Here is a 19299-nt window from a genome sequence, read left to right on the forward strand (position 1 = left end):
TGCGCGAAAATGGCCACGATTACTGAGTTCGGGATTTAGACCGGCACCGCCACCCCAATCACACGCCGCAGGTTGCGAACTTCATCGGACGCAAACAGGGCCTTGACCGCCCTTCCATGCGGGGTCGCTGTGAGGGCGTACCCGGGAGATTCTGCCCTGAGAAATCCGCAGAAAAGTTCGACGCCCCTTTGAAGCGTGTAGATCGGTCTCGACCATCCGGTTTCATGCCGAAGCGCGCGCTCGTCCAAAGCAGGCGGAGTTTTCTCAAGCAGCATCCACGAGCCGGGTGCGATGGGTGGCTCCAAACCATCCAGCGACTCAGCATCGCCCAATCGCACGACCCGATCGCTCAGCAGAGACAACTCAGGAAACTTCAACGACAGCATCGGCGGCCATTCGAGAAACTCCCTTCGCAGTCCTTGCCAAACTGCCAAAGGCTCGGGCACTCTGGCCTCCGCTCGGGCCCGCACAGCATCTTCCCACCGTTGCGCCCGCAGCAGAACATCCAGCGAAAAGCGGCCGTGATCGCTCAATTCCACTCCACTTGTCTGCAGAGCATCGCTGTAACGCGCATAACTTTGCAGCGTGAAGTGAAGCAGGGAATTCACGTGTGGATCAGAGGGCGTGTTCTTTCGATAGCGCCGCTCTGTCCTCGCGCTGGGGCCGGTGCCAAGTATGGCAAGGAGATGTTCTCGAACAGCAGCTTCCTCTGTCTTGGAGCGTTGAAAGCGCTTGTGCTTGGCCATGAGCAGCGCAGCCCGGCTGCTGTGTTCCCACGGCAGAATCAAGCTCGCACAGCCATCGCACGGCGGAAAGGATTCAAGCGAGCGAAGCCTTGGCAGAGGAAGCGCCAAGGCAAACATCCTTACGCGGCCCGCAATGCGAACGGCGCCAGGGTAGAGAAACTCCTGCGGGCCCCGGTACGTAAAGTCGGAAGAGAGCAACTGCAATCTGCCGCGTGAAACCACGCAGCGACAGCAACGATATCCGTTGCTGAACTGAAGCAGGTAAATAGCACGCGGGTTCGGAATGGGTTGTTCGTTGTGTTGGATCGGTTCTACCAGCGCCAGGGAACCCGGAGGGAGACTTGACCCCAGACTGTCTTCGGTGCCCACATGCACGTAAAAACTCCCCGGCTGATGCCAGTCAGGAGCTTGCAAGGCCCGTACAGGAACGTCCAGCTGCCATTGCTGCACCAGATCCCGCAGGACCCGGTTCGCCCGGAACGCCTCGGCAGAGGCGAACTGCAATGGCAGTTCCACCCGTTGGTCACGATCAAACGCATTCGACTCAACGATGTGGGTACGACCATGATTCAGCCTGAGATCGAGCGGCCCAATTCTCGTCAGGTCGTATCCAAATAGCCGGTGGGCACCCTCGACGGTGAGCGAAAAGAGTTCTGCGATCTCCGAGACTATTCTGAGCGTTGGATGTGCACTGGTGCGTGGCAGATTGGAGGCCAGATGTTTGAACGCCAACTCGCGACGCTCAACGGCAATTTCGGTCTCGCGTTTCTGGCCGCTACTCTTACGGTGAAGGTCACGGATATGAGCCAGGGCATCCAGAACTTCGCTGCGTGCGACGGGGGTGTACACGGCGATATCCGCTCCTCATAAAACTCAACAAGAGAGTTGCGAACACGCAGATCAGGGACAAACCACTACCACGTTCGGTGCGGAAGCTCTCCGGCCTCTAGATCTACTATCTGGCTATGCACGACGGCCTCGTCCATCGTCGCGGGCTTGTGCAGCACGACTCGATCTATCGTGACACACTCTGTGCTTCTGATGACGCGCCGGTTGAAAGTGATTCCCGGGTTCAGGCTATCCATGCCCACGGATCACACCGTCATGTCTGTCCACCCGGAATTTGGTACCCAACGGCGGGTATCTGTCACCACTGCTGAATCGGCGTACAGGCAAGGAAGGAGAAATGCTCGGAGAAGTACGCCAACTTCGTCAAGCGATGGACCTTCCCCAGTGTCCTTGAATCGGGAGATAAAGGCATTCCATTGTTGCTTCTTCTGCGCATCGTTCAGAAAGTCTGCGCTAAGCACAAACGGTGTACCCTCCGGAAGAGCGAGACCGCGGCGTTTGAACACGGCCACAATAGCGTGATGCAGCGGCGGCATCCCGAAACTCCAGGTCTGGGCCATGTACCAAATGTCGTAGAAATCCTTCATCCGGCTGTTCCGGATATCGAGTTCAACCATTGCATGGAACTTCTCTGCGATTGCGGACTCGCGAGGATAGGTGGGAATCTGCGGCGCAGCCATCGGATGGAGGACCGGGATGCAGCCAACTCTGGTTCCGGATAAACGGCATCTCCGAACCCAATATCCACCTGTATGGGGATTCGCGCGCTGGCGAGGTGAGCGTTGAACTTGATCCGCACGCCATCGTGCTCGTCGTCTTCTTTGATTCTTGTCCCTTCCACGGATTCGGCGTCGAAGACGATTCCATCCGGGGCTTTGACTTCACAGATCTCCCGGATTATGGCCTCCACGTCTTCTATCGCAGAAGATCCGTATCCAAGCAGATCAAGGTCTTTGGTCGGGCGATGGGCTTGTCCGGTCCACAGCGTGAAGAGCGTGGCGCCTTTGAGCACAAAGCGGTCTCGGTGTGAGCAGTGTCCAAGACGATAAAGAAAGCGCTCGATTCCGTATCGGCCGAGTACTCGCTGATAGTCTTCTCCGCTCATCTGAGCCAGACGCAGCAGGCGAGCACGGATGGAGGCTGCCAGATTTGCGCCGAATTCCTTACTCACAGCGACTCCAGGTATGGCCGTATGACGTTACTGACACGGCAGATTGCGGCGTAGCGATAGATCGCATTGACGCTGGCCTTCTTCTGGCGAAAGGCATCCCGCAGAGCTTCCATTGCCACGTCGAGTCCGATCTTGTTGCGAAACTTGAAGCAGTCGGCCACCGTTTTTGGGACAGAGTAGACGCGCACAGGAACGCCCTCGATTTGATGCTCTTCAATGCCTTCTGTCAGGGACGGCCCGGAAAGTCGCACAACTCGAATGGCCGGCGAGGTGAAGGAAGGGGTTCTTGCCCCCTTGCGCAGCGCAATCCACACCGCCGCAGGATTCTGCGTGGTGATGCCGTGGAATGCAAGCGCAGAAAGCAGACAGAGGGTGGCATTTGGAACGCGCTTCGATACCTCCGCGTAGGAATGTCGCTCCGTGACATCGGCGTGCGGAAGGCTGTACATCCCTCGTCCGGCACGATCCAGTTTGCCCTGGCGATGGAGACGCAGGAGGTACTCCCGCGGAATGCCGATGGCCTCAATGTCGCGTGGCCGCACGATCCCGTGTTTCGTCACGTATTGCATCGTCTTTTGCATGTACTGAGCCATTGGTGAGAGTGTTGCGATATGCCATTACATAATATCAAGTAATGACGAAACGCAACACTCGAACACTCGTCTGGGTAGCGGAGACTGGGCGAAAAGACGGCGATCACGCTGCCTCGGGAAGGCAGAAGTCCTACGGCCTCGCAATTTGCCAAACCACGTTCTTCCAACGGCGTAGCTTAAAATTTTCAGCCGCTTTAGGACACGTTGAGGCATCAATAACGGCCATCGTTAGCTAATCTGCTCCCCTATGATCATTCCGACCATACGTGGCACGCCACGGATGATGAGAACTTTGAGTGGTTCGGCGAGCACAAGGCCGAACTGATTCGTGTCAATCTCTATCTCAAGAGCAGCAAAACGTCGGACCTGCTGCGGATTCTTGCCAGCGGACAAGACATCGCCCACCTCACCACGGAACTTGCGCTCAGGCTGTAGCCAACGCTCGCCCACCCATGTTCAATATTGCAGTGAAGCCCATCGTAGTGGGCTGCAATCCAGGTTTCCTGCTCATGGAGCGGGCTGACGGCGTGCCCGTTGAGAATATGCTTTGAATGCATCGGCCAATTTCTCTGAAGCTCATTGAGTACCATCAACATGAGGAGTCGTTCGGATGTCCAGTTCAAAGTACGCTGCCTATAAAGGCGCTGAGCCCTACTTCAAGATCGTTCGAGAAGCGTTGGGTGACCTCGTCGATGGGGATCACTTCTTCGATATCGTCACCGAACATACCATCTACGAAGTTCTCTATGAACTGGGATGGCCTCGCATCATTCATGGGCGAATCGAGCTGATGCATGCGTTCCGAGGCTATACCGACATCATTAGTCTGCAATCGGCTGATCATCTGGCCGTCCACACTGCGGACTCGGGCCGTGTCATCGTGATCGAGTACGAGGTTCATGGAACCGTTTTGGCGACGGGCAAACAGTACGACAACCGGTTTTGTTCTATCCTTCGGCTTGAGAACCGGAAGATCGCGCATTGGAGAGACTACATGGACTCTCACGCGGCTTGGAATGCACTGGCGGGGCGCTGATCGCCAATCTCGTCATGGCCAGACGAACCGAGCTCATACATCATCCCACGGCGGATGTTCATCGAAGCAAAGGACTTCGCACTGCCCCTAATCGGCTCTTTGTCATCAAAGTCCAGCAATGGCTTCCAACCGTTTCTCGATTAGAGGTACTCGCTCGTTTTGTAGTACGAATCCTGGCAGCACATCACGAAATTTGGATTCTGCAAGAAGTCTCCGTGCAGCGTCAGCAAGGTATTCTCGAATCTCCGATGGTGATCCGGCGATCTCTTCAATCACACTATCTCGACCTTCGATTACAGCCACAAAATCTTCAAGATCATGGCTGGCTTGATAGTCCATATTGCCTCGTCCTCGAAACGCCTCCATCTTTGTACCCAGGAAGAATGGCGCCGTAATCACTCGAATTGAGAGGCCACTCGGAAGAGTGAATTTCGACGCATATTTGAGCGCGAGCGCATACCACCGATTGGTGAAACCCAGAACCTCTGCGCTGAGAGGCAGTACATCAAGTATCAAATTGTCATTGTGCCATCGACAGGTGAGGGGTTGTTCGCCGGCATCTTCCGTGAAGGCTGCTTTGCGAAGGCGCTCCGAAAGCTCCACATAGCCGTCATATGTCATGATTTCGGCGATCACATCGACATCATTCGTGCCACGGATCGGAGCGGCAGCCAGGTCTGTGATCAAAAGCCCCAGCGTGACACCACCGACAAAGACAACCTCTTCAAGGAAGGGAGAAAGTTTGTATGCGGCGTTTTCCAACAGAGGCAGATTCGGATCAGGCATGAAGCTCCTTCTCAAGCAGCTCGATGGCGAGATTTCGCTCTCGGGTTCTTCCGCCACGAATGGCGTCGCAGAGCGCGAGAACTGCATAGAACCTGGCATCCTTCAATGCGGCGCTGGGTGCTCCTTTATATAGAGGAGCAAGGGCAATGCCCCGGACTTTACCTTCCGCATAGGGCCAGACTTCGGGAGGATCGCCGGATTCTAGAAAACGGGACTTCAAAGGCTCTGCAGCCGTCGCTGTAGGAACACCACGAACCAGAGAACCCTTGGCTGGTGGAAATACATACCTGAATCCGTGTGACAGAAACTCCAGCAAGGCAGAGCGATTGACCCTCTTTTCTCCGTTGACCATATGGAGCAGTCCCGACTCCGCGCTTCGCTTTAGGGATTTCGACACCTCGGACGGCGAAATAAAGAGACTTTCCGCCAAGTCCTTTGAGGGTACTCGTGGCTCATTCTCAATAGCGAGTTTTAGGAGAAGCGCAACATCCTGCCCTTGCATAGGCCAATGGTAGACGAATATTTCCAATTTGGAAATTGGAAAGTCACGATTCGGGCGACTGCGGGAAATCTATGTTCTGGATCTCTCGGGGATGCAAAATCCGTTTTCACCCATTTTTAGCCGTTTCATACCCATGGCCAGCGTTGGTCAGCCGAGGACTGCAAATCCCCTAAAGGTCATCAATGCCATCTCCAGCGGTGGTTCACTAACCAAGAAACCCGCTCACAATCTACGATTGCAGGAGAAAGCGCCCAACAAATCATTTGTCCGGCATTTCATTGCGCTAGAGTGTTTTAGGCCGTCTTTGACCAAGCCTCCACTTGGCGTTCAAACGGGATCACGAGTAAATTCGAGACGTTCCAGGCCCCCGCAAACAAAAGAAATTTAAGGGCGCAATTGGGGCGCATCTGCCCTGCTGGCCTGCTCCCCGAAATCCGCACATAGCGGAGTACGATTTTCGTATTCCGAAATGGACGGATTCAGGGGAGCAGGCCAATCCGCGACCACCCTGCTGCCCATGCGTAGCATGGACGCTTTTCGCTCGCTGCGCCACTGCTGCCCGATGGAGCCACTGAAGCAGCAAGCCGCCCCGAAGAGCGGCCTGCGGAATTACAACGTGAGAGGAAGCAAGGGGGCCTGAGTACCCGCTCGCGCCCTTAAGGACAGGATTGTCTCTTCGGAGAACTGCTCTGGAAGGCCCGCTAGGAACCTGATGTCCGCTTCTTCCAGGCGATGCTCCTCTTGCATTAAGGGATGGGAAGCGATCTGGCTATCCTCTTCGGGGGAGGACACAACCGAGTCTCCCTGGCTGCTTAGGTAGAGGTACAGGGAGTCACCGGCAAGCGTTGAGACGCTTGTGATGTGGTCGGCACAACCATCTTGCGCAAACTCCATGATGTCATTCATCGCAAGGGCTGCATTCAAGGCGTAAGAAGTGAGGTCGTGAGAGTAATCCTCGGTGTCCGGTGCGCCCCTGAGACATACCTCACTTAGTGATCGGTCTACTGGTCCATTCTGCAAGATAGCCCATGCGGCATCTTTGGCTTGCAAGTAGCAGGAGTCATCGAAGCCTGTGTCCTTTGAAAAAGCAACCAGGCTTGGCAGCATTCTCTCAAAAACCAACAGAGCAAACGCAAGTTGCTTCTTTGGAGAGAGGCTCGTTATTGAAACTAGGTTCTTTTCTTCGCCGATCATCGCGTCTCCATGCTCTTTAGAACGGAAGTGTTGCTTTGAGGGCGCTCAGGGCTGCCACGCCCGCCGTCCTCAAGAAATCTGCACAAGAAGGACAAATCCCTCTGCTCGCGGCTACACCGGTTGGAGTAAGTCCCATCTGCCTGGCTGCATTAACCCCCGTGACTTCGGCGTGTCCTGCTCCATTTGCAGCAACCTCTCCGGGTTTCAAAAGCGCCCTAACAGCGGGTCGAAGCGCCTTTTCGCTCGAACTGACAACGGAAGTACCTTCCTTCGTCTCCGTGATCGCAAGTGTAACGAAGTCAGCAGTCTTTCCTAATGAACTCGCAACTTCCGTCACGCGCAATAGTGCAGCGCCCGCTTCCCCAAGACCATCTGTTCCAACCAAAAGCGCTAGGTCGAGCGGCGTCTTCGGCATGAGTGCCGTCATCACCCTATCTGCCATGCTGGGGGGAGGCGGCTGGACTTCGGTTGGGAGTGTCGGGTCTCCGTTCTGCTGTTGGGCCGCTCCTGCTGGAACATCGCCCTGCTCATAGGGGTTCGTATAAAGGATCATGTTACTTGAGCATCCGCCAGGACACCCCCTAGCGTGCCCATTCTGATCAACGCCGTCAAGCGGGCTGTCGAGCATGTAGCTATAAAGGTTCAGACTCTGCGGATCACCCAGCTTGGCGTAGGGCACGGGCTCGACCTTGGCGGACCAGTCCGGAGTCAGAAACCTTGCATCATTTTCGGAGTAGTACCTGGCCCCGAAGTAGTCATTGCCTGATTCCTGGTCGTGCTGTTTGCCGGTGAAGTGCTGTTCGTTGGGCGATTGCGGGGAGTTGGTGCAGTTGAGCCCGTCCCCATAGGGCAGGCTGGCGCAGAGTGATTCGAGCACGCCTTCATAGTCGGTCGAAGCACGCCGCGTGCCCAGCCAGTCATTGAGCAGGAAGTGCAGCCCCTGCGCATCGTAGGTGGCGAAGAGCACTCCGTTGGCATAGACGTTGGTGAAGTTCCACTGCATCACGCCCGTGTCGCTTTTGGTGGTTTCGGTCACCGTCTGGCCGGACTGGTTCAGCACATAATCGGTTTCATAAGCCGAGCTCTCAAAGCCGTTCGTCGTCGGATCGCAGCTCCAGCTCGTGATCGGCCCCTTGGCCACGCGATTCCCATCCGCGTCGTAGATGTAGCCCACCATCGCGCTGATCCCATCCACGGCAGCACCCTGCACCGCGCAAATGCGGCCCTCCGCGTCATAGAGATACTGGCGGCCCTTCGCATCCGAAGTAGCATCTCCGGCCTGATCATAGCTGGGCGCACCCGAGCCCGTCATCTGGTTGTTCGTGTTGTATTGAACCACGGGTTGTCCACTGCAAGGCGAAGCCCCTCCCGCCGTGCTCGAATAAGCCGTCGCCGAACCCTCCGCATCCAGACGATTGCCCCACTGGTCGTAATACCAGCAATTGCTGGTCTGGGTAAGCCCGAGACCTTCGACTTCCTCGGCTTCACGCACATCTGCGGGAAGACAAAGAAGGGAAGGTTCATGGTGCTTCGGCAGACGGTTCGCGAGCGCATGCAAGCCAAGCTGCAAGAGGTGAAGACCGAGTTGCGGCGGTGTCCGCATGACCCTGTTCCGGAAGTTGGCAAATGGTTGAAGTCCATTGTGGGCGGGCATATCCGATACTTCGGAGTGCCGGGCAACCGGCACGCTCTGGCCCATTTTCGTTACACCGTGAGCAACCTCTGGCATCGCGCTCTGTGCAGGCGAAGCCAGCATGGTCGCGTCAAGTGGGAACGAATGAAACGGCTCATCCGCAAATGGCTTCCTCCGGCCCATATCTGCCGTCCTTATCCTTCGCGCCGTCTGCGCGTCACCACCTGAGGTAAGAGCCGTATGCGGGAAATCCGCCCGTACGGATCTGTGCGGGGGGTACGGCGTAAGCCGTATCCCTACCGCGACAACGTATATCCGGTGCGCAGCACCGCCGCGCATCCCGCAACCCCAACGGATGCCGGACACACGTCGAACAGACCCGCACAGCGTCCGGCTTGCATTCGATTTTGATTCGACGACGGGCCGCAACCCGGCCACGTGTTAGCGCCGTCTGAATAATCCTCAAAAGTGGCGTTTGAAAAATCCCCGGTGTAGGCCGAGCGGCGGCATTCTGATCCGGGAGGATGAAGGATGCTGCGACTGGAGGATTTCATGGAGATACAGAAGCTGCATCATGAGGGCTGGAGCGTGACGGAGATCGCCCGGCATCTGAGCATCGACCGCAAGACGGTGCGGAAGTACCTGCGGGAAGCGCCGCGGGCGTATGAACGCAAGCCGAAGAGCTGGAAGATCGATCCCTGGCGGCCCTGGCTGCGGGAGCGCTGGGAGCAGGGCGTGCATAACGCCAGCCGGTTATTTATGGAGATGCGCAAGTGAGGCTATGACGGCTGTTACACGCAAGTGAAAACGACGGTGCGGGAGTGGCGAAGCGAAGACCGGGAGCGGGCGTTTGTGCGTTTCGAGACGGAGCCGGGCGAACAGGCGCAGATGGACTGGGGTCATTTCGGCAACTGGGGCGGCAGGCGGCTGTACGGATTTGCGCTGACGCTGGGCTGGTCGCGGATGCAGTACGCGGAGTTCACACAGCGGCAGGATGTGGAGACACTTCTCAACTGCATGGTGCATGCCTTCCGGCATTTCGGTGGAGTCACAGCGACGGTGCTGACCGACAACATGAAGACGGTGGTGCTGGACCGCATCGATGGGCAGCCACGCTTTCATACGAAGATGCTGGATTTTGCCAGTTACTACGGCTTCGTGCCGCGGGTCTGTCATCTTTACCGGCCGGAGACGAAGGGCAAGATTGAGTCTACGATCCGGTACATCAAGTCGAGTTTCTGGCCGGGGACGAGCTTCGATTCCCTGCCGGAGTTGAACCATCAAGCGCTGGTGTGGTGCGAAGAAGCCAACCGGCGCGTGCATGGAACCACGCGCGAGGTTCCTCTGGAGCGGTTTGCGCGAGAAGGGTTGACGCCACTCGGCGGCCAGCCGGATTACGATACCAGTTACCTCAGCCATCGCCAGGTGGCGAAGGATTGCCTGCTGAGTTATCGCGGCAACCGCTATTCGGTGCCGCATGCGTATGCCGGCAAGAGCGTGGCGGTACGGGAACCTCTGGATGTGCGCGTCATCCGCATCTTTCATCAGCGGGACCTGATCGCCGAACACCGCATGGCCACAGGCAAGGGCCAGGCGGTCATCGACCCGGCGCACTATGCCGGCTTGCCGCGCAGGGTCCGTAGATCAACGGCTCCGATATCAGCGCCAACCACGGAGCTAACGCCCGGTCCCGGCGTCGGCTTGCATCATCCCGTGCCCGTGGTGGAGCTCCGCTCGCTGGATATCTACGAGGAGGTGGCCCATGTCGCTACAGTCTGAACGTCTGCTCAACCACATGCAGCGGCTGCGCTTGTCGCACCTGCCTAACTGCTATGAAGCCATCGCCGAAGAGGCTTCAGCCAAGGACCTGCCCTATCTGGATTTCCTGGAGCAGGCCCTGGAAGCCGAGAGCCAGGCCAAGCACACGCGCAACGTGCGCCTGAAGACCCAATGGGCGCATTTCCCCTACAACAAGGGCCTGGACCAGTTCGATTTCGACTTCCAGCCCTCGGTCGACGAGCGCAAACTGCGCGAGCTGGCCGGTCTGGCGTTTCTGGAACGTAAGGAGAACGTGCTGCTGCTCGGCCCGCCCGGAGTGGGTAAAACGCATCTGGCCATCGCGCTCGGCACCGAGGCCATCGTGGCCGGAAACACGGTCTACTTCGTCACCGTGCAGGACCTGGTGCAGCAGTTCCAGCGCGCCCGCGACGAGAACAAGCTCAAGGAGCGGATGACCCTGCTGGTCAAGCCCAAGCTGCTGATCCTGGATGAAATGGGCTATCTGGCGCTGGATCCCTTCGCCGCCACCTGCCTGTTCCGGCTGGTCAGCGAGCGCTATGAAAAGGGATCGATCATCGTTACCTCAAACAAGAGCTATGGCGACTGGGGCACGATCTTCGCTGACAACGTGATTGCGTCGGCGATTCTGGATCGTCTGCTGCACCACTCCACCACCATCAACATCAAGGGCGAGAGCTACCGGCTCAAGGACAAGAAGAAGGCCGGGGTGATCGCCGCCAAAACCCCCAACAGGGAAGGAGCCTGACCCCAACCTGGACCGGCTTCCGGGAGTATGCGGCTCCGGGCTACGCCCTCCGCCGCACACTCCCGGCCTGATCCAAAATCTCAACCTGCCAAAAGTGGGGAATTTTCAAACGCCCAAATACGAGGAATTTTCAAACGGCGTTGACAGAGGACTTCCATGTCGGCGGAGGAGTAGCCGAAGGCACGTCATTCGGTCATACGCTTCCGCCCCATAAGGGCAAGCGCAGCAATTCCGAGAAGGACTGGGCCTGGGTCACGGCGCAACTCGCCCATGGAGCCGATGCCATGAAGTTGACGCGGGAACTGGCTTCCCGGCGCTCCGACAAGCCCAACCCCGTCTACTACGCCCAGCGCACCATCGATGTCGCTTCCGCTCATCTCTGGCTGCTCGAAGGCATCCGCATCGACGGCGTTATCACCATGCTTGAAGTGCGTCGCCGCTTCGAGTTTCCCCGCGCCCTCTGTGCAGTCCGAGCGAGAGAGATAGCCTCGACAGCGGAGCGTATGGTCGCACGCAAGAGAACAGCCTGAACACGCACCCCACGAAGGAGAACACAAATGCCCCTGCTTGAAGTCACCCGAACCCGGCACATCAACGCCTATATCCGGCTGCTCGACACGACGGCTACCCAACTCGATCAGTATGCCGCATTCCTCCATGCAACAGCGGATGAAGTCATCGAACAGGCGCTCGCCTACATCTTCTCGAAGGACCGCGACTTCCAGGAGTTCCTGAAGTCCTCCGAAGCGCAGACCGTCACGCCCACTCTGAGGACTCGCAAACCATCGCCCAATGACTCACCGGAGCAGTCTCCGAGAAAGCCTGCAAGCCGTGCTGCCAACGGCAGCACTTCGGTGGATTCCGTCGCGGGTACGAGGAGCTGATGCAACCGAAATATCGTTCCCGGAACCACAACGGTGCTCCGCACCGGATGTACGTAGTCGCGGTAGGGATACGGCTTACGCCGTACCCCCCGCACAGATCCGTACGGGCGGATTTCCCGCATACGGCTCTTACCTCAGGTGGTGACGCGCAGACGGCGCGAAGGATAAGGACGGCAGATATGGGCCGGAGGAAGCCATTTGCGGATGAGCCGTTTCATTCGTTCCCACTTGACGCGACCATGCTGGCTTCGCCTGCACAGAGCGCGATGCCAGAGGTTGCTCACGGTGTAACGAAAATGGGCCAGAGCATGCCGGTTGCCCGGCACTCCGAAGTATCGGATATGCCCGCCCACAACGGACTTCAACCACTTTCCGACTTCCGGAACAGGGTCATGCATGCGCCGCCACAAGCCGATCTTCACCTCTTGCAGCTTGGCCTGCATGCGCTTGCGAATCGTCTGCCGAAGCACCATGAACCTTCCCTTCTTTGTCTTCCCGCAGATATGCGTGAAGCCGAGGAAGTCGAAGGTCTCCGGCTTGCCCAGACCGGCGCGCTTTCGGTTCTTCGCCGCATGGCGTCCGAACTCGATCAGCCGCGTCTTCTCCGGGTGCAGCTCCAGTTGGAACTTCTCCATTCGTTCTTTCAGTTCCAACCAGAACCGTTCGGCCTCGTCTTTGTACTCGAACCCAACCACGATGTGTCCGCATAACGCACCACGATTACATCGCCGTGCGCACGCTTCTTACGCCATGCCTGAACCCAGAGATCGAAGACGTAGTGGAGGTAGATATTCGCCAACAGGGGCGATGCACTTCCGCCCTGTGGCGAGCCTGCTTCCACGAAGGTTCGCTTGCCCTTTTCCAGCACGCCCGCGTTCAGCCATTTCTGGATGAGACGCACAACGCGCCGGTCCGCTATCCGATGCTGGAGGAACCGGACCAGCCATTCATGCGACAGCCTGTCGAAGAAGCTGCGCACGTCCAGGTCCAGCACCCAGTTCACACGTCGCTCATGGAGTCCACACCACAACGCATCCAGCGCTTTATGCTGGTGCCGCTTTGGACGGAACCCATAAGAGAAGCCGAGGAAGTCGGTTTCGTAGATTTGATTCAGTACCTCCACCGTCGCTCTCTGAACGAGCTTGTCTTCGAGCGCCGGGACGCCGAGCGGTCGCTGCCGCCCATCCGCCTTCGGGATGTACACCCTACGCACCGGCTTGGCCCGGTATGCCCCGCGCTTCAGTCTATGGGAGAGATTCTGGAGATTCTCCTCAAGAGCCTCGCCGTAGTGCCGCCATGTCTCCCCGTCCACACCCGCCGCAGCGTGCCTCTTCAACTGCAAGTAGGCGAACCGCAGGGTGTCGATCCGGTAGACATGATGCATCAGAGCAGTGAACCTTGCATCCTTGTTCGATTTTGCCGTTTGTCGTATCTGTTCCAACTCACTTGGCGCGCTGAGAGACCCCAGCGACGAAGACCTGTCGCCGGGGACCCCCTTGATCCGGCTCTGAGTCCGGGGCGCGTTTTGTTGGCCCAGATTCCCCTTGGTCAGACCCCTTCCCTCCATCTCCTCCGCCACCGATACTCTGGCTTTGTTCGGAGACTTCCCCGGTACTATGAGTCTGTCCGACTTCCCGTGTTCGTTCATCATCGGCTCCTGTCCTTAGACTTCCCGATGCGTCCCGAGAACGCTGGCCGCTCTCAGGTGAACCCGGGATCTCTCAATTTCCGTGCAAAGTGTGTCCCTACATGCCAGGGTCATAGACCGCGCAGGACTCCTGCCAAGCTCGCCATACTGCTTGTCAGGATGTTGCCTTCCGCGTTGTGTCAAGGCGTCGGCGTCCTGAAGTTAGGGATATTTCGCGGCTCAATAGCCTGGCCTGTAGTTCCTCCTGTCTACGCTTCGTACATGGCCTTACGGCCACATCCGCAAGACTCGGAGCCGGTGTGGCTGGCTAGGCCCTCACCGTACGACTCTTGCATTCGCTACACCTTGCCGGTTCCGTGCTTGCGCACGGGATTGACGCTACGACACTCCACCCCTCACAGGGAACTGTTTAGTTCCCCGCGGGAACTAATAGGTTGTCGTTCAAAACGCATAACTTGCTCGTTTACCGGGAACTATTAGGTTTCCGTCTATCCGGGCTGAAAGAGCGAGGCGCTATGCCACTTCTTGAATCAGAACGTCCGGTGAAACGAGGCATGATCCGTGCCCGCGAAACCCGCAATCAGAACCTGAACACAAAACTCACCGAAGCCGAGTATCAGGCGATCGTTAGGGTGTCGGCAGCCGACGGCAAGACCGCTGGAGAGTGGATGCGCGACCTCGCCCTGCGTCGGCTGCGGAGTGGAGCAAACGATGTCGAGATTGTCGCTTTGTCTGAGCTCGTTGGTGTCCGGCTACTCCTCGTCAATGTTCTGCGCACTCTGGCGACCGGACAGAAGCTGAGCACCGATGCCTTCGACAAGCTCGTCGACGAAATCGGAACGACGAAGTATGACCTCGCCACCAAACTGGTTGCGGAGAGACGGAGCTGAACTATGGTGAAGACGACTTGGGGTCGCAAAGAAACCATCATCTGGCCACGGCACATGCCCACCTACACGTACAGTATTGTTTTCGGCGTGGCCGTTCTGACCTTCCTGGCTGTCTGCATTCGTATCCATTTGGCAGAGCCGCTCCAGCGCTACTACCTGCCCGCCTACGAGCGCGCTTCCGCCTTCGGCTCGGTACTCAAGACGCATAAAAGCACATACCGTCTCCTGTTCATCGGAGGCCCTAGAAGCACTCCGCGCGCCGCCATGAACGACGATGTGATCCTTGGCCGGACTTCGGAGTCGGGCGGGCAGACGATACCTCTGGAACTTTCGCCGGATGCCCGACAGCAGGGTTACTCTCTCCTCTTTCGGATACCGGAACGGAGCTTCGTGGACACGCGTTTTAGCGCCTATCTGCGGGGTGCCGTGTACGGCGGATCGAGCCTCTTTGCGTTCTTCCGCCCGCCCCTGATCGGCGGTGGCATATTGCTCCTGGCGTTGTTGCCAGTCGCCGCGTTCAAGGATGTCCAGTGGCAGAAACAGTTGAAGTATGGTCGCCGCCTCAAAGGCCCGGAGATGCTTACCCCGAAGCAGTTCAACAAGACCGTGAAGGGCGACGGAATCGGGTTCAAGACGAATGACATTGAGCCCATGCTTCGTATCCCCAGCCGCGCCGAGTCGCGGCACATGCAGATTATCGGGGACACTGGTGCGGGCAAGTCCGCCTTGATGTTTCAGGTGCTTCGACAAGTGCGAAGCCGGGGCGATGCGGCCATCGTGTACGACCCTGCGCGGGAGTTCGTGAAGCGCTTTTACGATCCAGCGCGCGGCGATGTGATCCTCAATCCTCTCGACAGCCGGTGTCCCTACTGGGGACCAGCTGATGAGCTGTGCAGCCGCTCAGAAGCTAAGGCTTTGGCGGCATCGCTGTTCCAGCCTCCGCAAGATAAGAAGGGCGAGTTCTTTATTGAATCCCCGCAGAAAATTTTTGCCTTTCTGATGGCGTACGGGCCGACTCCGGAAGAGCTCATTCAGTGGATGTCAAACCCGGAAGAGATCGACCGGAGGCTCAAAGGAACAGAGCACGCTCACCTCATCGACCCTCACGCCCATCAACAGCGCGCCGGTGTGTTGGCGTCGCTTGGTCTAGTAGCCGACAGCTTACGCCTGCTTCCCAAATCGAGTGAGGGGAACGGGGTGTGGACTGCCACTGAGTGGGCCGAGAAACGGCAAGGATGGATCTTCCTAACTTCACTCCCGGCAGAGCGTGAAGCCCTTCGTCCGCTTCAGAGTCTGTGGATAGACTGGCTCGTCTTGCGGCTGTTGAATGAACCAACAGAAGCACAGCGTCGGGTGTGGTTCGTGATCGACGAGCTGGCAAGCTTGCAGAAGCTCCCTCAGCTCCATACGGCAATTACAGAGGCACGCAAGAGTCGCAATCCTGTCGTCCTCGGATTCCAAGGCAAGGCACAACTTGAGTACTTGTACGGTCATCTTGCCGAGGTCATGCTATCGCAGCCCGCGACCAGTGTTTGGCTCACCACGAAGGAGCCGAAGGCCGGCCAATGGGTGAGCGAATTCATCGGCAAAGTTGAGGTGGAGCGCCTTCGCGAGACGCATTTCGATGGCACCCGTGCGGGACGAAACTTCGCCCTTGATCGCCAGGTCGAACCGCTTGTCCTTGAATCTGAAATATCGGGACTCGCTGACCTCCACGCATTCATGAAGTATCAAAACTATGTGACCCGATTCTCATTCCCGTACTTCGATATGCCGGTGGTCGCGAAGGGTTTTGAACCACGCGAGCGGCCCGAAGAGAAGCTGCCTTATCAATCCAAACGATCGGCAGGAAGCGACCCGACGCAGGCGGAATTGAAGCACGAACCGGAAACATCCGCGTCAGCCACAACGGATGGAATTTCCGAGGTCGAGCAGATTGAGCCTGAAGAAGTCGTCATCGCCCCCGACGACGTTCAGAACCTCATCACGCGTGGATAGGAGTGTGCCATGTTGACAATTTCCAAACCGCTTTCATCCACACAAGCGCAGACCTACCACGCGAAGGAGTTCACCGCCGCGGAGCAAAACTATTGGAAGCAGGAGGACATCATTCAGGGTGAATGGCGCGGTCAGCTCGCAGAGAAGTTCGAACTGTCCGGAGCTGTCGGCGGTCAGGAGTTCGCACGGCTTGCGGAAGGTCAGCATCCGCAGACCGGCGAGCAGCTTGTGCGTCATCGGGCCGTTCACGAGTACAAGACGGAGGACGGTAGAACCGTCACGCCTGTGGAACATCGGGCAGGTTGGGATGCGACCTTTTCCGCTCCAAAGTCGGTATCGCTGACGGCGCTGGTCGGCGGCGACAGCGAAGTTCGCGAGGCACATCGAAAGGCGGTGGCCTTTGCGCTCGCCGAGTTGGAACGCTATACCCAAGTCCGCATCGGTGGGAACAATCCTCCTGAAACTACCGGGCGATTTGTGGCCGCGACCTTTGAACACGACACGGCCCGCCCGGTCGGCGGCTACGCGGCTCCCCAGCTTCATACCCATGCCGTCGTCTTCAATATGACCGAGTGTGAAGATGGAACCATACGCGCCCTGCAACCGCGCAGTCTGTTCGAGACGCAGCAATTCGCAACTGCCGTCTACCAGTCCCATCTCACGTATCAGCTTCGTTCGCTCGGGTACGAGATAGAGCCTGGGCGCAGTGGCGCTCCTGAGATCAAGGGCTATTCGCAGGAATACCTTGACGCCTCCAGCCCGCGACGGCAGCAGATCGTCGAAGCCGTTGCCCGAAGCGGCTTTTCGGGTCCAGAAGCTGCCCAGATTGCAGCTCACAACACCCGCGACGGCAAACAAATCCTTTCCCCAAGGGAGGTTGTCGCTGCACATCGTCAGATCGCAGCGGAGTTTGGAAATCAGGCAGACACAGTTATCGCCGAAGCACGTTCGCGCCGTCAGGAACAAGCCCGGGAAAACCCACCTGATGAGAGAAAACAGCAGGTCAATTCAGCAGTAACTTTTGCGCGAGATAAAGGCTTCGAGCGTGAAGCGGTGCTCGATGAACGCGCGATCTTAGTAGACGCTATGCGCAAGGGTATGGGTGAGATGACCTATCCAGAGGTACGTGCCGGCTTCGAGGCCCGCGTGCGCTCCGGTGAGTTTCGAGAAGTCTCCCATGATGGAAAAGCAGCGGCGCGCTCCTTCACCACGGCAGGAACGATCCAAGCCGAAAAGGAGATAATCGCGTCCGTCCGCGAAGGACAGCATCGGTCGCCGCAGCTCATGTCGGTTCAGGACGCTATCCCGCTCACGGAAGCACGCCAACAACTGAATCAGACCCAGCGAAAAGCCATCGAACAGATACTCACTTCTCGCGATCAGATACAGGGACTGCAAGGGAGCGCAGGCTCAGGAAAAACAAGTACGCTTTCCGCGATACGCCTGGGAGCGGAACAAAACGGCTATGTGGTCGAAGGTTTTGCTCCGACATCGCGTGCTGCACACCAGCTCCGCGATGCGGGAATTTCCGCCGACACCCTACAGGGTTTCCTCGCACGAGCTCGGGTTCAAGACGCTCCGGGCCGGAGACATCTGTATATGGTCGATGAGTCCTCCTTAGCCTCGACGGAGCAGATGCGAGATTTTCTCCGGCGCATCAGCAAAGAGGACAAAGTGCTACTGATCGGCGATGTTCGCCAACACCAAGGCGTAGACGCTGGCAAACCCTTCGAGCAGTTACAGCAGTCTGGGATGCAAACAGCGATTCTCGATCGAATCGTCCGTCAGAAAGATCCCGAACTCCTTCGGGCAGTGGAACACCTATCGAAGAATCAAACGGAAGCCGGACTTCAGATGCTCCAGCAACAGGGGCGGGTCACGGAAATAGTCGACCCGGAGCAGCGCATCTCGGCCATCGCCAAAGCCTATGCAATGCATCCTGAAAAGACGATCATCGTCTCGCCGGATAACGCCTCGCGACGGGCAATCAATCAGGCCGTCCGGCAGACTTTACAGAGTCTTGGAAGGTTGGACGCGGAAGATCGCTCCATCAACGTATTGACGCCACGTTCGGACATGACCGGGGCGGATCGAGCCTGGGCAGCCCGCTATCAACCTGGCGACGTGCTTCATTACATCCGAGGAAGCAAAGAGCTTGGTATCGAGGGCGGCAGCTACGCTGAGGTGATCGCGGCCACACCCAAAGACAACCTTGTCACGATCCGGAAATCAGACGGAGAGCTTGTGACCTACGACCCCTCACGCCTGCATGGCATATCCGCTTACAAAGAGATTGAACGCGAGTTTGCGATTGGTGACCGGGTGCAACTGACAGCCCCCAACCGCGACCTGCAGGTCGCAAACCGCGACCTAGGAACGCTCAAAAGCTTCGACGATGCGGGACGTATTACCCTGCGAATGGATAGCGGAAAAGACGTGTCGTTCGACCCGAGAGACATGCGTCACTTCGACCACGGATACGCGGTAACGTCCTACAGCGCGCAGGGGCTCACCTCAGAGCGCGTCCTAGTGAACATGGATATCGAAGTTCACCCGGAATTGATTAACGGACGGTTCGCCTATGTATCCGTCTCTCGCGCCTCGCAAGAGGCTCAGATATTCACCAATGATGCGTCCAACCTAGCGGAAAGTCTCAGCCGCGATGTATCAAAGACCTCGGCCATTCCAGCTCCGCGGCCAGAATTGATCCAAGACCGTGCGGAGACCCGATCCATAGGGCTTGGGCATGCGCTTTCCCACTAAGCTGGACGTCCGCCCTTCTTAGCTAACGCTTTGCCGTTCTTGTGTGAGGAATTCTTGACCG

At 57.7% G+C, this 19299-nt stretch carries 19 protein-coding genes and 2 pseudogenes; 11 read left to right on the forward strand and 10 right to left on the reverse strand.

Annotation, left to right across the window (positions count from 1 at the left end; genetic code table 11):
• Positions 1–35 precede the first annotated feature (35 nt).
• The 4 genes and pseudogenes from ACP_RS18440 to ACP_RS15380 form a co-directional block, all read right to left on the reverse strand.
• Positions 36–1595: a hypothetical protein gene (locus tag ACP_RS18440; RefSeq protein ID WP_193760148.1), complete on the reverse strand. Its 1560-nt coding sequence runs from the start codon at positions 1593–1595 to the stop codon at positions 36–38.
• Positions 1596–1840: 245 nt separating this feature from the next.
• Positions 1841–2700: pseudogene (locus tag ACP_RS18870) on the reverse strand (nucleotidyl transferase AbiEii/AbiGii toxin family protein).
• Positions 2701–2762: 62 nt separating this feature from the next.
• Positions 2763–3335 (reverse strand): type IV toxin-antitoxin system AbiEi family antitoxin domain-containing protein, encoded by a 573-nt coding sequence (locus ACP_RS15375; RefSeq protein ID WP_202944477.1) that lies wholly within the window; start codon positions 3333–3335, stop codon positions 2763–2765.
• 252 nt (positions 3336–3587) lie between these two features.
• On the reverse strand, positions 3588–3809 hold the full coding sequence (locus tag ACP_RS15380; RefSeq protein WP_041839650.1) for a hypothetical protein: 222 nt from the start codon (positions 3807–3809) through the stop codon (positions 3588–3590).
• A gap of 160 nt (positions 3810–3969) precedes the next feature.
• On the opposite strand from ACP_RS15380, the gene ACP_RS15385 reads away from it, so the two are divergent.
• The gene (locus ACP_RS15385) at positions 3970–4395 is read left to right on the forward strand and encodes a nuclear transport factor 2 family protein (RefSeq protein WP_015896440.1); all 426 of its coding nucleotides are present in this window, start codon (positions 3970–3972) and stop codon (positions 4393–4395) included.
• A gap of 105 nt (positions 4396–4500) precedes the next feature.
• Here the strand turns inward: ACP_RS15385 and ACP_RS15390 are convergent, their stop codons facing one another.
• From ACP_RS15390 to ACP_RS18625, 4 genes are all read right to left on the reverse strand, one after another.
• Positions 4501–5181, reverse strand: coding sequence for a hypothetical protein (locus tag ACP_RS15390; protein WP_015898271.1), 681 nt, complete (start codon positions 5179–5181; stop codon positions 4501–4503).
• A complete protein-coding gene (locus tag ACP_RS18410) occupies positions 5174–5611 on the reverse strand; it encodes a hypothetical protein (protein WP_169305997.1) in 438 nt (145 codons plus the stop codon). The genes ACP_RS15390 and ACP_RS18410 overlap by 8 nt, the downstream gene beginning before the upstream one ends.
• Before the next feature lie 681 nt (positions 5612–6292).
• On the reverse strand, positions 6293–6877 hold the full coding sequence (locus tag ACP_RS15400) for a DUF416 family protein (protein WP_015898272.1): 585 nt from the start codon (positions 6875–6877) through the stop codon (positions 6293–6295).
• A 16-nt stretch (positions 6878–6893) separates the two neighbouring features.
• Positions 6894–8369: an RHS repeat domain-containing protein gene (locus tag ACP_RS18625; protein ID WP_041839652.1), complete on the reverse strand. Its 1476-nt coding sequence runs from the start codon at positions 8367–8369 to the stop codon at positions 6894–6896.
• A 30-nt stretch (positions 8370–8399) separates the two neighbouring features.
• Between ACP_RS18625 and ACP_RS15410 the strand changes: the two genes are divergently transcribed.
• From ACP_RS15410 to ACP_RS15430, 7 genes and pseudogenes are all read left to right on the forward strand, one after another.
• Positions 8400–8738, forward strand: a complete 339-nt coding sequence (locus ACP_RS15410; protein WP_041839653.1) for a hypothetical protein — start codon at positions 8400–8402, stop codon at positions 8736–8738.
• A 303-nt stretch (positions 8739–9041) separates the two neighbouring features.
• A complete protein-coding gene (locus ACP_RS17510; RefSeq protein ID WP_052294804.1) occupies positions 9042–9287 on the forward strand; it encodes a helix-turn-helix domain-containing protein in 246 nt (81 codons plus the stop codon).
• A gap of 12 nt (positions 9288–9299) precedes the next feature.
• Positions 9300–9863: pseudogene (gene istA / locus ACP_RS18875) on the forward strand (IS21 family transposase); the annotation flags it as partial.
• 15 nt (positions 9864–9878) lie between these two features.
• Positions 9879–10289 (forward strand): Mu transposase domain-containing protein, encoded by a 411-nt coding sequence (locus ACP_RS18880; RefSeq protein WP_420794754.1) that lies wholly within the window; start codon positions 9879–9881, stop codon positions 10287–10289.
• Positions 10273–11055, forward strand: coding sequence for an IS21-like element helper ATPase IstB (gene istB, locus ACP_RS15420; protein WP_015897673.1), 783 nt, complete (start codon positions 10273–10275; stop codon positions 11053–11055). Before ACP_RS18880 ends, istB begins: the two co-directional genes overlap by 17 nt.
• Positions 11056–11195: 140 nt before the next feature.
• Complete coding sequence (locus ACP_RS15425) at positions 11196–11585, forward strand: hypothetical protein (protein ID WP_052294802.1); 390 nt, start codon at positions 11196–11198, stop codon at positions 11583–11585.
• A gap of 27 nt (positions 11586–11612) precedes the next feature.
• Positions 11613–11939: a hypothetical protein gene (locus ACP_RS15430; RefSeq protein ID WP_041839553.1), complete on the forward strand. Its 327-nt coding sequence runs from the start codon at positions 11613–11615 to the stop codon at positions 11937–11939.
• A 134-nt stretch (positions 11940–12073) separates the two neighbouring features.
• Here ACP_RS15430 and ACP_RS18495 read toward each other — a convergent pair whose 3' ends face one another.
• On the reverse strand, positions 12074–12574 hold the full coding sequence (locus ACP_RS18495; protein WP_202944467.1) for an RNA-dependent RNA polymerase family protein: 501 nt from the start codon (positions 12572–12574) through the stop codon (positions 12074–12076).
• A gap of 8 nt (positions 12575–12582) precedes the next feature.
• Positions 12583–13323, reverse strand: coding sequence for a reverse transcriptase domain-containing protein (locus ACP_RS18500; protein ID WP_202944466.1), 741 nt, complete (start codon positions 13321–13323; stop codon positions 12583–12585).
• Positions 13324–14141: 818 nt separating this feature from the next.
• Between ACP_RS18500 and ACP_RS15440 the strand changes: the two genes are divergently transcribed.
• The 3 genes from ACP_RS15440 to mobF are packed head-to-tail and all read left to right on the forward strand — an operon-like array spanning position 14142 to position 19238.
• A complete protein-coding gene (locus tag ACP_RS15440) occupies positions 14142–14477 on the forward strand; it encodes a hypothetical protein (protein WP_052294844.1) in 336 nt (111 codons plus the stop codon).
• 3 nt (positions 14478–14480) lie between these two features.
• Entirely contained in the window at positions 14481–16475 is a 1995-nt protein-coding gene (locus ACP_RS15445) for a type IV secretion system DNA-binding domain-containing protein (protein WP_015898275.1), read from the forward strand.
• Positions 16476–16484: 9 nt separating this feature from the next.
• Positions 16485–19238 carry a MobF family relaxase gene (gene mobF, locus ACP_RS15450; protein WP_015898276.1) on the forward strand — a complete coding sequence of 918 codons (2754 nt, stop codon included), beginning with the start codon at positions 16485–16487 and terminating at the stop codon, positions 19236–19238.
• Positions 19239–19299 lie beyond the last annotated feature (61 nt).

The organism is Acidobacterium capsulatum ATCC 51196, assembly GCF_000022565.1.
GTDB classification, from domain to species: Bacteria; Acidobacteriota; Terriglobia; order Terriglobales; family Acidobacteriaceae; genus Acidobacterium; species Acidobacterium capsulatum.